This window comes from Agrococcus lahaulensis DSM 17612 (assembly GCF_000425105.1).
GTDB lineage: Bacteria > Actinomycetota > Actinomycetes > Actinomycetales > Microbacteriaceae > Agrococcus > Agrococcus lahaulensis.
Genome location: NZ_AULD01000015.1, coordinates 37,068 through 50,075, shown reverse-complemented (window position 1 = coordinate 50,075; position 13,008 = coordinate 37,068). Strand labels below are relative to the sequence as shown.

General features: G+C 72.1%; 13 protein-coding genes. 7 read left to right on the top strand and 6 right to left on the bottom strand.

What is annotated here, in order from left to right:
• Window position 1 precedes the first annotated feature (1 nt).
• Genes qcrC through H508_RS0108160 form a run of 4 tightly spaced genes read left to right on the top strand, consistent with a single transcriptional unit; the run spans window position 2 to window position 4,647 of the window.
• Window positions 2-817 (top strand): cytochrome bc1 complex diheme cytochrome c subunit, encoded by an 816-nt coding sequence (qcrC, locus tag H508_RS0108175; protein ID WP_026373694.1) that lies wholly within the window; start codon window positions 2-4, stop codon window positions 815-817.
• Window positions 818-847: 30 nt separating this feature from the next.
• Complete coding sequence (gene qcrA, locus H508_RS15370; RefSeq protein WP_245569483.1) at window positions 848-1,960, top strand: cytochrome bc1 complex Rieske iron-sulfur subunit; 1,113 nt, start codon at window positions 848-850, stop codon at window positions 1,958-1,960.
• Window positions 1,957-3,549, top strand: a complete 1,593-nt coding sequence (qcrB, locus tag H508_RS0108165; RefSeq protein ID WP_026373693.1) for a cytochrome bc1 complex cytochrome b subunit — start codon at window positions 1,957-1,959, stop codon at window positions 3,547-3,549. The genes qcrA and qcrB overlap by 4 nt, the downstream gene beginning before the upstream one ends.
• A 60-nt stretch (window positions 3,550-3,609) precedes the next feature.
• Window positions 3,610-4,647, top strand: a complete 1,038-nt coding sequence (locus H508_RS0108160; protein WP_026373692.1) for an LLM class flavin-dependent oxidoreductase — start codon at window positions 3,610-3,612, stop codon at window positions 4,645-4,647.
• Here the strand turns inward: H508_RS0108160 and H508_RS0108155 are convergent.
• Complete coding sequence (locus H508_RS0108155; RefSeq protein ID WP_026373691.1) at window positions 4,644-5,819, bottom strand: phosphotransferase family protein; 1,176 nt, start codon at window positions 5,817-5,819, stop codon at window positions 4,644-4,646. The two genes, H508_RS0108160 and H508_RS0108155, sit on opposite strands and share 4 nt — an antisense overlap.
• Window positions 5,820-5,878: 59 nt before the next feature.
• On the opposite strand from H508_RS0108155, the gene H508_RS15365 reads away from it, so the two are divergent.
• Window positions 5,879-6,931 (top strand): FUSC family protein, encoded by a 1,053-nt coding sequence (locus H508_RS15365; protein WP_035254538.1) that lies wholly within the window; start codon window positions 5,879-5,881, stop codon window positions 6,929-6,931.
• Here H508_RS15365 and H508_RS0108145 read toward each other — a convergent pair.
• Window positions 6,889-7,404 carry a hypothetical protein gene (locus tag H508_RS0108145; protein WP_026373690.1) on the bottom strand — a complete coding sequence of 172 codons (516 nt, stop codon included), beginning with the start codon at window positions 7,402-7,404 and terminating at the stop codon, window positions 6,889-6,891. The genes H508_RS15365 and H508_RS0108145 overlap by 43 nt on opposite strands.
• 34 nt (window positions 7,405-7,438) lie before the next feature.
• Here H508_RS0108145 and H508_RS15360 point away from each other — a divergent pair, with 34 nt between their 5' ends.
• Entirely contained in the window at window positions 7,439-7,903 is a 465-nt protein-coding gene (locus H508_RS15360) for an HD domain-containing protein (protein ID WP_051223054.1), read from the top strand.
• A gap of 15 nt (window positions 7,904-7,918) precedes the next feature.
• Here the strand turns inward: H508_RS15360 and H508_RS0108135 are convergent, their stop codons facing one another.
• From H508_RS0108135 to H508_RS0108120, 4 genes are read right to left on the bottom strand one after another with little or no spacing between them, the layout of a single operon-like run.
• Window positions 7,919-8,986 (bottom strand): lipid II:glycine glycyltransferase FemX, encoded by a 1,068-nt coding sequence (locus tag H508_RS0108135; protein ID WP_026373689.1) that lies wholly within the window; start codon window positions 8,984-8,986, stop codon window positions 7,919-7,921.
• 40 nt (window positions 8,987-9,026) lie between these two features.
• Window positions 9,027-10,079: a lipid II:glycine glycyltransferase FemX gene (locus tag H508_RS0108130; RefSeq protein WP_026373688.1), complete on the bottom strand. Its 1,053-nt coding sequence runs from the start codon at window positions 10,077-10,079 to the stop codon at window positions 9,027-9,029.
• Window positions 10,076-11,161 carry a lipid II:glycine glycyltransferase FemX gene (locus tag H508_RS16800; RefSeq protein WP_026373687.1) on the bottom strand — a complete coding sequence of 362 codons (1,086 nt, stop codon included), beginning with the start codon at window positions 11,159-11,161 and terminating at the stop codon, window positions 10,076-10,078. Before H508_RS16800 ends, H508_RS0108130 begins: the two co-directional genes overlap by 4 nt.
• 29 nt (window positions 11,162-11,190) lie before the next feature.
• Window positions 11,191-11,967 (bottom strand): EI24 domain-containing protein, encoded by a 777-nt coding sequence (locus H508_RS0108120; RefSeq protein ID WP_026373686.1) that lies wholly within the window; start codon window positions 11,965-11,967, stop codon window positions 11,191-11,193.
• A gap of 47 nt (window positions 11,968-12,014) precedes the next feature.
• Between H508_RS0108120 and H508_RS15350 the strand changes: the two genes are divergently transcribed.
• On the top strand, window positions 12,015-12,953 hold the full coding sequence (locus H508_RS15350) for a DMT family transporter (RefSeq protein WP_051223052.1): 939 nt from the start codon (window positions 12,015-12,017) through the stop codon (window positions 12,951-12,953).
• Window positions 12,954-13,008 lie beyond the last annotated feature (55 nt).

Here is a 13,008-nt window from a genome sequence, read left to right as displayed (position 1 = left end):
GGTGAGGATCTTGACAGCACGCAAGAAGACCGGACGCAGGCACCCGCTCGCCAGCGCCGCCCTGCTCATGATCGGCCTCGTCGTCGCTGGCGGCGCGTCGGTCGCGGTGAGCAGCGTCGCGAACGCTGAGCCCGCCGTCGCCCCGCACGCGCAGCAGCTGACCGCCGAGGACGGCGAGCTGCTCTTCCGCGCCAACTGCGCCTCGTGCCACGGCCTCGAGGCCGAGGGCACGGAGGCCGGGCCGAGCCTGATCGGCGTGGGCGCCGCATCCGTCGACTTCCAGGTCATGACCGGCCGCATGCCGATGGCCTTCCAGGGCCCGCAGGCCGAGCAGCGCGACCCGCAGTTCACGCAGGAGCAGTCGGACGCGATGGGCGAGTACATCGCCGCGCTCGCGCCCGGTCCCGACGTGCCCGACGAGCAGTGGCTCGACATCAGCCAGGTCGACGACGAGGGCATCGCCCGCGGTGGCGAGCTCTTCCGCATCAACTGCGCGATGTGCCACAACGTCGCGGGCGCCGGCGGCGCGCTGACCGAGGGCAAGTGGGCCCCGCACCTGCGCGACATCGACCCCGTGCACGTCTACGAGGCGATGCTCACCGGCCCGCAGAACATGCCGGTCTTCAACGACGCGAACATCAGCCCGGAGCAGAAGCGCGAGATCATCGCGTACCTGAACTACCTCGACGAGAACCCGTCGGTCGGCGGCTTCGACCTCGGCAGCCTCGGCCCGGTGTCGGAGGGCCTGTTCATCTGGATCTTCGGCCTCGGCGGCCTCGTGGCCGTCTCCGTGTGGCTCACCTCGAGGCCGAACTGATCCATGGCGAACGACAACGAGAGGAACAGCATGTCGGCTGAAGACCAGTCGGCTCCTAGCGAGCAGAGCGTCGTCGCCTACGACCGTGGCGCAGCGATCGAGCAGTCGGACGGCTTCACGAACCCGGGCCTGCCGCCGCACCGGCCGCGCCAGACCGACCTCCACCCCGAGAAGGAGCGCCGCGCGGAGCGGCAGGTCGTCGCCTGGTTCCTGATCTCGATGCTCGGCTCGGTGCTCGCGATCGTCGCGTACATCGCGCTGCCGATCGAGCCGGGCAACATGGCGAGCGTCCGGGCGAACAACCTCTTCCTCGGCCTCGCGATCGCGCTCGCGCTGCTCGCCGTCGGCATCGGCGGCATGCACTGGGCGCGTCAGCTCATGAGCAGCCACGAGGTCGTCGAGGAGCGGCACCTGTCGCGCGGCTCCGAGAAGAGCCGCGCCCGCGCCGTCGAGATCTTCCAGCTCGGCGACCAGGAGTCGGGCTTCTCCCGCCGCACGCTCATCCGCAACACGCTCATCGGCGCCGTCGCGCTCATGCCGCTGCCCGCCATCGTGCTCTTCCGCGACCTCGCGCCCGCCGAGGATGCCGTCGAGGCGATCGCGCACACGATGTGGACCTCGGGCGAGCGCCTCGCCCTCGACCCGACCGGCACGCCCATCCGCGCGGACGACGTCACGATCGGCTCGGCGTTCCACGTGATCCCCGAGTCGCTCAAGGACATCGGCCACAACGAGGGCTACCTCGACAAGAAGGCGCTCGCCGCGGTGCTGCTCGTCCGGCTCCCCGTCGACCGCCTCAAGGAGGCCCCCGGCCGCGAGGGCTGGTCGTACGACGGCATCGTCGCCTACTCCAAGATCTGCACGCACGTCGGCTGCCCCGTGGCGCTGTACGAGCAGCAGACGCACCACCTCCTCTGCCCGTGCCACCAGTCGACGTTCGACGTCACCGAGCACGCGAAGGTCGTCTTCGGCCCCGCGAAGCGGCCGCTCCCGCAGCTGCCGATCACCGTGGACGACGAGGGCTACCTCATCGCCCAGCGCGACTTCACCGAGCCCATCGGCCCGTCGTTCTGGGAGCGCCTGAACCACATCGACCCGGACCACGTGCCGGTGTCGGCCGCTGAGACGGAGACCCGCGCATGACCGCGACCGCCACGCGCCCCAGCCTCACCGCGAAGGCGTCGAACTACCTCGACGAGCGCACCAGCATCTCGACCCTCGTGGCGACCCTCGGCCGGAAGGTCTTCCCGGACCACTGGTCGTTCATGCTCGGCGAGATCATCCTGTACTCGTTCGTCGCGATCCTGCTCTCGGGCACGTTCCTGACGTTCTTCTTCGAGCCGTCGATGACCGAGGTGCACTACGACGGCTCCTACGTCCCGCTCAAGGGCGTCGCGATGTCGGCGGCATACGCCTCGGCCCTCGACCTGTCGTTCGACGTGCGCGGCGGCCTGCTCATGCGCCAGCTGCACCACTGGGCGGCGCTGCTGTTCATCGCCGCGATTGGCCTGCACATGCTGCGCGTGTTCTTCACGGGCGCGTTCCGCAAGCCGCGCGAGATCAACTGGGTCGTCGGCTTCATCCTGTTCATCCTCGCGCTCGCCGAGGGCTTCACCGGCTACTCGCTCCCCGACGACCTGCTCTCGGGCAACGGCCTCGCCATCATCAACGGCATGGTCAAGGGCATCCCGATCGTCGGCACCTGGATCTCGTACCTGCTCTTCGGCGGCGTGTTCCCGGGCGACGACATCGTGCCGCGGCTCTTCGTGCTGCACATCATGCTGCTGCCGGCGCTCGTGATCGCGTTCATCGGCATCCACATGGTGCTGCTCGTGGTCAACAAGCACACGCAGTTCGCGGGCCCCGGCAAGACCAACGACAACGTCGTGGGCGCGCCGATCATGCCGCTGTTCGCCGCGAAGGCCGGCTCGTTCTTCTTCATCGTGTTCGGCGTGCTCGTCGCGATCGCCTCGACCTTCACGATCCTCCCGCTGTGGGAGTACGGGCCCTACGACCCATCGCCCGTCTCGGCCGGCACGCAGCCCGACTGGTACATCGGCTTCGCCGACGGCGCCCTGCGCCTCATGCCGGGCTGGGAGACCGAGATCTTCAACTGGACGATCTCGTGGAACATCCTCGTGCCCATCGCGGTGCTCGGGCTGTTCATCGTGATCGTGATGATCTACCCGTTCATCGAGCAGTGGATCACGGGCGACGAGCGCGAGCACCACATCGCCGAGCGCCCCCGCAACAACCCGACGCGCACGGCCATCGGCGCCGCCGGCGTCTGGTTCTACGCGATCATGTGGGCGGCTGCCTCGTCCGACCTCATCGCGACGCACTTCCGCCTCAACGTGTTCCACGTCACCTACGCCCTCCAGGCGATGCTCATCGTCGGCACGGTCGTCGTGTACTGGCTCACGAAGCGCATCGCGCTCGGCCTGCAGAAGAAGGATCGCGAGATCCTGCTGCACGGCTACGAGAGCGGCCGCATCGTGCGCCGCCCCGGCGGCGAGTACATCGAGGTGCACCAGCCCCTCGACGAGTACGAGGCGTGGAAGCTCAAGGCCTACGAGTCGTACGCGCCGGTCATGGTGCGCCCGAACGCGAAGGGCAGGATCACGCCGGCGACGCACCTGCGGGCAGCGCTCACCCGCTGGTTCTTCGAGGACCGCGTGAGCCCCGTGACGCCGCGCGAGCTCGAGATCGCCAAGCGGCACGACGACCACTAGGTCGGCGACCGAGACGGAGGGCCCGGGATGATTCCCGGGCCCTCCGTCGTTGTCCCCGGCATGCCCCTCGACTTCGGAGTCCACACGTTCGCCGCCGTCCCCGAGCAGGACGGCGCGCCGATCCCCCACTCGCGCGTGCTCCGCGACGTCGTGGCCGAGGGCATCGCCGCCGATCGCGCCGGGCTGTCGTTCTTCGGCGTCGGCGAGCACCACCGCGCCGACTTCGCGGCGAGCGCGCCCGAGATCGTCCTCGGCGCCCTCGCGAGCGTGACCGAGCGCATCCGCCTCGGCACGGCCGTCACGGTGCTCTCGTCGAACGACCCCGTGCGCGTGTTCGAGCAGTTCTCAACCCTCGACGGCATCTCGAGCGGCCGGGCCGAGATGATCGTCGGCCGCGGCTCGTTCGTCGAGTCGTTCCCGCTGTTCGGCTACCGGCTCGAGGACTACGAGGCGCTCTTCGACGAGCGGCTCGAGCTGCTCGCCGAGCTCGTGGAGGAGGAGCCCGTCACGTGGTCGGGCCGGCTGCGCTCGTCGCTCACCGAGCAGCGCGTGCACCCGCGCTCCCACGCGGCCGAGCACGGCGGTCGCATCCCCGTGTGGGTCGGCGTCGGCGGCACGCCCGACTCCGTCATCCGCACCGCTCGCCACGGCTTCGACATGATGCTCGCGATCATCGGCGGCAGCCCCGCGCAGTTCGCGCCCTTCTCGGGGCTCTACCGGCGCGCGATGGAGCAGTTCGGGCACTCGGGCGGTCGCGTCGGGATGCACTCCCCCGGGCTCATCGCCGAGACGGACGAGGAGGCGAAGCGCATCCTCATGCCGCAGTGGATGGTCTACCGCAACCGCATCGGGCGCGAGCGCGGCTGGGGCGACGCGACCGAGCGCGAGTTCGACGCGAGCGCTGCCGAGCACGGCGCCATCTTCGTCGGGAGTCCCGAGACCGTCGCGCAGAAGATCGGCTGGGCGGTCGAGACGCTCGGCGTCGAGCGGTTCGACCTCAAGTACGACTCGGGCACGTCGCACGAGGACAACCTGCGCTCGATCGAGCTGCTCGGCACCGAGGTCGTGCCGCGCGTGCGCGCCCTGCTCGACCGCTAGGCGGGCGGCGCGCCGAGCACGGAGGCGGCGCGCTCGAGCAGCCGCTGCGCCGCAGCCGCCCCGCGGTCGTCGCCGCGGCCGGCGTTCGCGAGCGCATGGCCCAGCAGGTGCGTCGCTGCGATCGCGGTCACGCGCTCGTCGCCGCGCCAGCCTGACTGCAGCTCGTCGGCGAAGGCCGCGAGGGCCGCGACCCCCGGCGAGCCGGCCTCCCGCTCGACCGACGACACGACGACGTGCCCGAAGAGCGCCCCGCGATCGTCGGCGGGGTCGCCGAGCCCCGCGGTGTCGATGTCGAGGATGCCCGTGATGCGCGACGGGTCGTCCTCGGCGACGAAGATCTGGCCCAGGTGGAGGTCGCCGTGGATCGTGACGGGCCGGGGCACGCTCGTCGCGGCGTAGCGCTCCGCGATCATCGCGGCGAGCCGCGTGGTCTGGCGCGCGAACACCGGCGCCGTCTCCTCCATCCGCTCGGCGTACCAGTCGACCCGCCGAGCGAGCGACTCCCGCGCGCCGACCGTCACCGGCACCTGGGCGATGTGCTGGGTGAGCTCGTCGAGGCCGCGCGCGAACCGGGCGCGGTCGATGCGCTCGAACACGTCGATCGCCGGCACCCCGGGGAGCTCCCCGAGCAGCACGAGGCCGGCGTCGGAGAAGCCGATCGACCGCGGCACGGGCACGCCCGCGGCGCGGAAGCGCTCGTGCAGGTCGTGGATGGTCGCGGCGAGCGACGGCTGCACGACCTTGGCGAACCAGCGCTCGGTCGCGGTCGCGACCTGCAGCACCGCCCGCTTGCCGGGGCGGTACGCCTCCATCCGCAGCGTCGCGCCCTCGGCGGCGATGCCGAACTTCGCGAGCACGACGCCTGCGGCCTCCGGGTACGAGACGGCGGGCAGGGACGGCAGCGACGGGTCCTGCGGGTACACCCACGCGGTGAGCCGGCGGCCCGCCGCATCGAGGAGCTCGACGGTGTGCTCGTCGACGGGCGCGCTCGGCGAGGTGTTGACGTAGATCGTCAGTCGCTCGATCGCGTCCTCGCGCGTGCGGACACCGCACGCGTAGCCGACCACGAAGCCCTCGCTGACCGGTTCGACATCCTTCTGCTGGAAGTCGACGAGCTCCCTGCCGCTCTCGGCGACGAGCCTCGAGAGCACTCCGGCGGGATTGTCGAGCATGGGCCCCATCCAACACCCCGGCAGCCGGGCGTGCGCCGAGAGATGCGTATCGTGGATCCATGCGGTGGCTCGAGCGGTTCACGACCGGCGAGCAGGAATCGTGGCTGCAGGTGCTCAAGGTCGCCGTCGCGATCGTCATCGCCTGGGCGGCGAGTCGGCTGCTGCTCGGCATGGAGCTGCCGATCTTCGCGGCGATCGCCGCGCTGCTCGTCGTCGCGCCGAGCGTCAACCAGTCGCTCGGCAAGGGCATCGGGCGCTCGGTCGGGGTCATCGGCGGTGTGCTGCTCGCGTGGCTCGCCACGCTCGTCCTGCCCACGACGGGGCTCGTCGTGCTCTCGGTGTCGCTCCTGGGCGTCGTGCTCGCGCGACTCCTGCGGCTCGCGCCGATGGCCGCGAACCAGCTGCCGATCAGCGCGATGGTGCTGCTCGCGCTCGGCGCGGGCACCGGGCCGCTGTTCGGCTTCGAGCGCGTCGTCGAGACGATCATCGGCGCGGTCGTGGCGCTCGTCATCAACCTCGTCGTCGTGGCGCCCGTGCACCACGAACCGGCCGAGCGCTCGATGCGCGAGCTCGCCCACGCCGTCGCGGACGCCTTCGAGCGCATCGCCCACGCCCTCACCGTCGCCGACGCGGAGCGCGGCGAGGCGATGCTCGCCGAGGCGCGCGAGCTGCGGGCCGGCATCAAGCGCACGCGCGCTGCCATGGACGCGCTCGAGGAGTCGACGCGCCTGAACCCCAGGGCGCGGCGGCTCAGCGACCGCATCGAGCGCGACGAGCGGCTGCTGCTCACGCTCACGGTGCTCGTGAACCGCGCGATCGGGATGACGCGCACGATCGTCGACCGCTTCGACGCATCCCTCGTCGACGACGCGAGCGTGCGCCGCATCGCGGGCGAGTCGCGCCGCATCGCCCGCGAGGTGCGCGTGCTCGTCGACCGGCAGGCGCTCGAGGACGGGCGCACGACGACCCTGCCCGCGATCGAGGGGCCGGGCTTCACCGCACCCATCGCCGTGCCCCGGCCGCACCCGCGCCACTGGGTGCTGATCGGCGCGCTGCTCGAGGACGTGCGTCAGGCGCGGGAGTCGCTCGAGGCGGGCGCCGAGGGCGCGTAGGGCGTCAGCCACTGGAGGCGCCAGAACTCCTCGGCGGTGAGCTCGAACGAGTGCGTGTCGATCGCGACCGCGCGGCGCACCGCGTCGGGGTCGAGGTGGGCGCGCGCGAGGATCGAGACCGCGCTCTGCCCGAGCAGCGACGACTTGCCGTAGTGGATCGCGACGATGTCGGGCGTCGCGGGCGTGTCGGAGACGACGTAGGCGCTCGAGAGCAGCCGCGAGCGGCCGAGCATGCGCCACGAGAAGTGCCGGCCGGCCCAGAGCGCCTCGGCGATCACCTCGCGGTCGCCCTTGTCGGGCCGGTGGTACTCGTAGACCTCGCGCAGCTGGAGCGGCGAGCTCTGCACGAGCTCGAACGTCACCCGCGGGTTCTTGCGCTGCGCGTGCGTCCAGTACGGGAAGGTCGTCGCGCGGATCGCCCAGGTGCCGCGCAGCAGGCGAGCGAGCTGTGCGGGGTCGGCGACGCGTGACATGCGATCAGGATAGCCGCCGGATACCCTCGGAGGCATGGTGGACGGTGACCTGCTGCACGCGATCTCGGTCGCCGCGCGCGCCTACGACGGTCGCACCGACCGTCAGGGCGAGCCCTACGTCGCCCACGCGATGCGCGTGATGCTCGACGTCGAGGGCGACGAGGAGCGCACGGTCGCGATCCTCCACGATGTGCTCGAGTGGGGGTCGATCACCGTGCAGGAGCTCGTCGGGGAGCGATTCCCGCCGCGCATCATGCGCGCGATCGACGCGATGACGCGTCGCGACGACGAGCCGATGCGCGAGTGGATGGCGCGCATCCTCGAGGACGAGCTCGCGCTCGAGGTCAAGCGCGCCGACCTCCGCGACAACGCGCAGCAGTGGCGCCTCGACGCGATGCCCGACGCCGCGACGCGCGAGAAGATGCTGCGCAAGTACCGCCGCTCGGCCGAGCTGCTCGGCACGACCCTCGACGAGATCTGCGGCCGCGCAGTGAGCTGACCCGAGCCGCTCGCGCTACCAGATGCCCCACGGGCGGCGCCGCACCCGGCGCTCGATCGGCAGCAGCAGGCGCAGGAAGAGGCGGTAGCGGCGCGCGTCGAGCACGAGGTCGTGCGTCGGCACGTGGTCGACGATCGGTCCGAAGACGCGCTTGAAGACGCCCGGTCCGTGCAGGCGGTGCGAGGTGTCGTCCGCCTGCCACGACGGCGGGGTCGCGTACGCGTCGTAGACCTCCGCGCCCTGCTCCTTGAACCACTGCATCGCTCTCCAGCGGATGAGGTGCGCGCCGCCGCGGATCGCGCGGTCGGGCACCGAGCCGCCGTCCTTCGCGAGGGCGTAGCGACCGAAGCGGATCATGAAGGCGGATGCCTGGGGCCCGTCGTGCGCGCCGTCGTACCCGAACCAGAAGTGGCCGCTCCCCTGCGCGACGGCGGCGCCCCACAGGGTGCGGTAGTACTCGTAGGGCTTCATGCCCTCGACGCCCTTGCCGCCCGAGACGGTCTGCATGAGCGCGTACATCGTGCGGTACGTCTCCTCGCCCGGCTCGACCTTCTCGACCCGGTAGCCGTTGCGCTCGGCGTAGCGGATGTGGTTGCGCAGGCTCTTCTTGAAGCCGGCGAAGATCTCGTCGACCGGCCGCGTGAGGTCGACGAGCACCGTGTAGGTGTTCTGCTGGACGGGGTTCGCCGCGCGGTAGCCGGCGGCCGCGAGCGCCTGGCGGCGCTCGGGGGTGTCGACCTCGAACGGCTCGACCTTGACGGCGTAGACGCCCTTCGCCGCGCCGTCGCGTGCTGCGCGGATGGCGTCGGCGATCGCGCCGAAGTGCTCGAAGGAGGCGCCGGGCCCCGTCGCGAAGTACCAGAAGCGGCCCGCGAGCGAGCGGTGCTCGAGCGCGAGCGCGTAGACCGTCTCGGGCCCCTCGAGCACGAGGTGCCGCGGGTGCAGCCGCTCGGTGCGCTTGAGCGTCGCGTAGGCGCTCGACTGGGTCCACTGCCCGCCGTCCGGGTTCGTGAGGACGAGCGCGTCCCAGTCCGCGATCTCCGCCGCGGTCGCGTCGCGCAGCGCGAAGCCCGAGCCCTGCATCACTCCTCCATCACCAGACGTGCCGCCACTAGACGTGCCGTCACCAGACACCCGTGTACCGCTTCTTCACGCGCCACTCGACGGGGCGCACGGCCTTCCGCCACAGCCGCTGCGCGCCGGGCCGCAGCACGAGGTCGTGGCTCGGCGCGAAGTCGACGACCTCGCCGAACTGCTGCTTGAAGCGGCTGAGCCCGGCCATCCAGTGGTCCGGGTCGTCCTTCGCCCACGTCGGCGGTGCGCCCATCATGTCGAGCCCGGCGAAGCCCCGCTCGCGGTAGTGCCGCGCGCGCATCCAGCGGCCGTAGTGCGCGCCGCCCTCGATGCGGCGATCGGGCCGCGAGCCCTCGTCCTTGTCGATCGCGATGCGGCCGAACGGGATCGTGAAGGTCACCGTCTGCGGCCCCTCGCCGCCGTCGTGCCCGAGCCACCAGTCCGCTTGCCCGCGCTTCGTGAAGGCGCGCCAGATCGTCTTGTAGTAGTCCTCGCCGCGCATGCCCTCGAGGCCCTGCCCGCCGCGGATCGTCTGCATCCGCTGCCACGCGAGGTCGAAGAGCGCCTCGTCGCCCTCGACGCGCTCGACCGTGAAGCCGTCGCGCTCGGCGCGGCGGATGAGCTTCCGCGCCGTCTTCGAGAACGAGGCCAGGATCTCCTCCTCGGTGCGCTCGAGGTCGATGATCACGGTGTGCGTGTGGAGCTGGACGTCCTCCGCTTGCGCGAGCCCGGCATCCGCGAGCATCGAGAGCGTCGTCGCGTCGCGCGGGAGCCTCGGCTCGAGCTTGACCGAGATGAGCCGCGGGTGCTCGCGCTCGACGAAGGCGCGCACGGCGCGCACGACGGCCGCCATGTCGGGGTGGAAGGGCGCGCACGGGAAGTACCAGAAGCGGCCGATCCACGCGTCGCGCTCGAGCGCGAGCGCGTAGACCGGCTGCTCGGCGTCGAAGACGAGGTGGTGGGTCTCGAAGCCGTCCCAGCGCTTGAGCTCGGCGAACGCGAGCGTCTGGGTGAACTGGCCGCCGTCGGGGTTCGACAGCACGAGCTCGTCCCAGTCGCGCAGCTCGGCCTCGGTCGCCCGTCGCAGTCGCATGTCGGTCATCGCAGCGTGTCCGGGCCCTTCTTGATGCGCCACTCGACGCGCCGCACGACGTCCTCCCACAAGCGATGGCGCACGGGGTGCAGCACGAGGTCGAAGGACGGCAGGAAGCTCGTGATCGGCCCGAAGCGCAGCTTGAACTGCGCGAGGCCGTGGAAGGGATGCGTCGGGTCGTCGGCGCGCTCGGGCGGCGGCGTGCCGGCGAGGTCGAAGGCGAGCTTGCCGTCCGCGATCGCGTCCTGCATCGCCGTCCACAGCAGCAGCGCCGAGCCGCCGTTGATCTTGCGGTCGGGGCGCGAGCCGCCGTCCTTGTAGACGGCCGTGCGACCCGCGGTCGTGACGAAGATGCCGGCTTGCGGCTCGCCGGAGTCGTCGTCGTAGCCGAAGTAGAAGCGGCCGGTGCCGGCCTTGGCGAACTCGCTCCAGAAGCGGTCGTAGTAGGCGCGCTCGCGCATGCCCGCCATGCCCTTGCCGCCCGCGACCGTCAGCATCATCGCGTGCATGCGGTCGAAGGTCTCGGGGCTCGGCTCGGGCCGCTCGACGCGGTAGCCCTTCTTGATCGCGCCGCGCACCTGCCGGCGGATCATCTGCGAGAACGACGCGAAGAGCGCCTCCTCCCCCTGCGCGAGGTCGAGCACGACGGTGTGGGTCATGACCTGCATGTCGCGGCTCTGCTCGAGGCCGAGCGCGACGAGCTCGTTGATGCGCTCGGGGCTGCGCTCGAGGTGCGGCTCGACCTTCACGACGAGCAGGCCCGGCTCGGCCTTCGCGAACGCGCGGAGCGCCTCGACGACGGGCGCCATGTCGGTCGCCGTCGGCCCCATCGGCAGGTACCAGTAGCGGCCGAGCGACACCTTGCCCTCGAGCGCGAGGGCGTAGATGCGCTCGGTCGACTCCCCTGACGGCGCCCCGGCGGGCAGCGGGGCGTCGATCACGAGGTGCACGGGCTCGAGCCCGTCGAAGCGCTTCGTCGCGGCGAACGCGCTCGACTGCACCATGTGCCCGCCGTCGGGGTTCGCCTCGATGAGCGCATCCCAGTCGGCGATCTCGCCAGGGGTCGCGCGGCGGACGGTTGCAGCGGGCATGGAACCTCTCGGTCGGGGGATCCCCCAGCCTACGACGAGGGCGACGGAGCGGTCGTCGGCTCGCCGCGGAGGTCGCGCACGAGCAGGGTCGCGCCGACGACCGCGACGGGGGTCGCGACGACCGCGACGACCGGCACGAGCAGCAGCACGTAGGCGACCATCCCGAAGCCCGTCGAGCGCCACCGGTGCGCCGCGAGCAGCGCGCGACGCTCGTCGAGACTCAGTCCGCGCGCGTCGCCCGCGTAGCCCGTGAGCTCGCGCGCGAGCGCCCGGCCGCCGAGCACCGCGCCGACGACGAGGCCGAGCACCGTGCCGACGAGCGGCACGAGCCCGACGACGAAGACGACGGCCGCCGTGCCGATCGCCATGGCGATGAGCTTGACCGCGTCGCGCACGCCCTTCGCCGCCGACCGCCAGAAGCCGAGCTCCGGCGCCTCGCCCGCACGGCCGAGCCGCTCGTCGACCGTGCGCGAGATGCGCTCGTAGAAGGGATCGCCGACGGCGAGCGTGATCGCGGCGAATGTCAGCACGCACATCACCACGACGCCGACCATGAGCCCGAGCGCGAGCGCGACGCGCAGCGCGCCCGCCCAGCCCGGGTCCCACCCGTCGGCGAACGGCGTGAGCCATGTCGCCCATCCGCCCACCTGGAAGCTCACGACGACCACGACGGCGAGCATGAGCGCGCCGACGATGAGCGCGGGCACGGCGCCGAGCAGCATGAGCCGCGGATCGCGCGCCCAGGTGCCGAAGCCGCGCAGCATGAGGCCGGCGCCGGCGAGCAGCTCGGAGATGCGGTTGCCCATGCCGCCATGCTCGCACGCGGCGGCGCCGCTCGTGCTTAGGATCGAGGGTGCCCGAGCCAGCCGCCCCGCCGCGCGCGATCGCGGTGCCGGGCGCCTCGCACGCGGTCGCGGTGCTGCTCGCGGCGGTGCTGTGGGGCACGACCGGCACGGTCGCGCACTTCGCGCCCGCCGGCTCGTCGTCGCTCGCGATCGGGCTCGCGACCTTCGGCATCGGCGGCGTCGTGCTCGCGCTCGTCTCGGCGCGCCGCGTGCTCGGCGTGCTGCGGCAGCGCGCGCACCTCGGCTGGGTGCTCGCGGGCGCCGCGGGCGTCGTGCTCTACCCGACCGCCTACTACCCGTCGATGGCGCTCGCGGGCGTCGCGGTCGGCAACGTCGTCGCGCTCGGCTCCGGGCCGATCTTCGCCGCGCTGCTCGAGTGGGCGGTCGATCGCCGCCGTCCGGATCGCCGCTGGAGCCTCGCGACCGCGCTCGCGCTCGTCGGCATCGTGCTGCTCGCGATCGGCGGGCACGGCGGCGTCGGCGCGGCGGATGCGTCGGGCGCGCTCGCGGGCGTCGCGCTCGCCCTCGCGGCGGGCTTCGGGTACGCGCTCTACGCGTTCGCCGGCGCGCGCATCATCGGTCGCGGCGAGCCGGCGTCCGGCGCGATGGGCGCGCTCTTCCTCGTCGGCGGCGCCGTGTGCCTCGGCTGGCTCGCGGTTGTCGGGCTCGGCCCGCTCAGCGCGCCCGCGGGCCTCCTGACGATCGGCTACCTCGCGCTCGTGCCGATGGCACTCGCCTACCTGCTCTTCGGGTACGCGCTGCGGGCCCTCTCCTCGTCGAGCGCGACGACGCTCGCGCTCGCCGAGCCGGTCGTGGCGACGCTGCTCGCGGTGCTCGTCGTCGGCGAGCGGCCGAGCACCGTCGGCTGGGCAGGGCTCGCGGTCGTCGCGGCGGGCATCGCGCTGCTCGCGCTCCCCTCCCGAGGCGCTTCCAGCCGACGGGCGTAGCATCGCCGCCCACCGGGCGCCCGCATCCGTCGGGCGCGGAGGCGAGGAGGATCGG

What these genes read in the sequence shown, in the direction of transcription:
- qcrA (WP_245569483.1), top strand. Translation starts at nt 848, where the DNA reads ATGTCGGCTGAAGACCAGTCGGCTCCTAGCGAGCAGAGCGTCGTCGCC.
- qcrB (WP_026373693.1), top strand. Translation starts at nt 1,957, where the DNA reads ATGACCGCGACCGCCACGCGCCCCAGCCTCACCGCGAAGGCGTCGAAC.
- H508_RS0108160 (WP_026373692.1), top strand. Translation starts at nt 3,610, where the DNA reads ATGCCCCTCGACTTCGGAGTCCACACGTTCGCCGCCGTCCCCGAGCAG.
- H508_RS0108155 (WP_026373691.1), bottom strand. Translation starts at nt 5,819, where the DNA reads ATGCTCGACAATCCCGCCGGAGTGCTCTCGAGGCTCGTCGCCGAGAGC.
- H508_RS15365 (WP_035254538.1), top strand. Translation starts at nt 5,879, where the DNA reads ATGCGGTGGCTCGAGCGGTTCACGACCGGCGAGCAGGAATCGTGGCTG.
- H508_RS0108145 (WP_026373690.1), bottom strand. Translation starts at nt 7,404, where the DNA reads ATGTCACGCGTCGCCGACCCCGCACAGCTCGCTCGCCTGCTGCGCGGC.
- H508_RS15360 (WP_051223054.1), top strand. Translation starts at nt 7,439, where the DNA reads ATGGTGGACGGTGACCTGCTGCACGCGATCTCGGTCGCCGCGCGCGCC.
- H508_RS0108135 (WP_026373689.1), bottom strand. Translation starts at nt 8,986, where the DNA reads ATGCAGGGCTCGGGCTTCGCGCTGCGCGACGCGACCGCGGCGGAGATC.
- H508_RS0108130 (WP_026373688.1), bottom strand. Translation starts at nt 10,079, where the DNA reads ATGACCGACATGCGACTGCGACGGGCGACCGAGGCCGAGCTGCGCGAC.
- H508_RS16800 (WP_026373687.1), bottom strand. Translation starts at nt 11,161, where the DNA reads ATGCCCGCTGCAACCGTCCGCCGCGCGACCCCTGGCGAGATCGCCGAC.
- H508_RS0108120 (WP_026373686.1), bottom strand. Translation starts at nt 11,967, where the DNA reads ATGGGCAACCGCATCTCCGAGCTGCTCGCCGGCGCCGGCCTCATGCTG.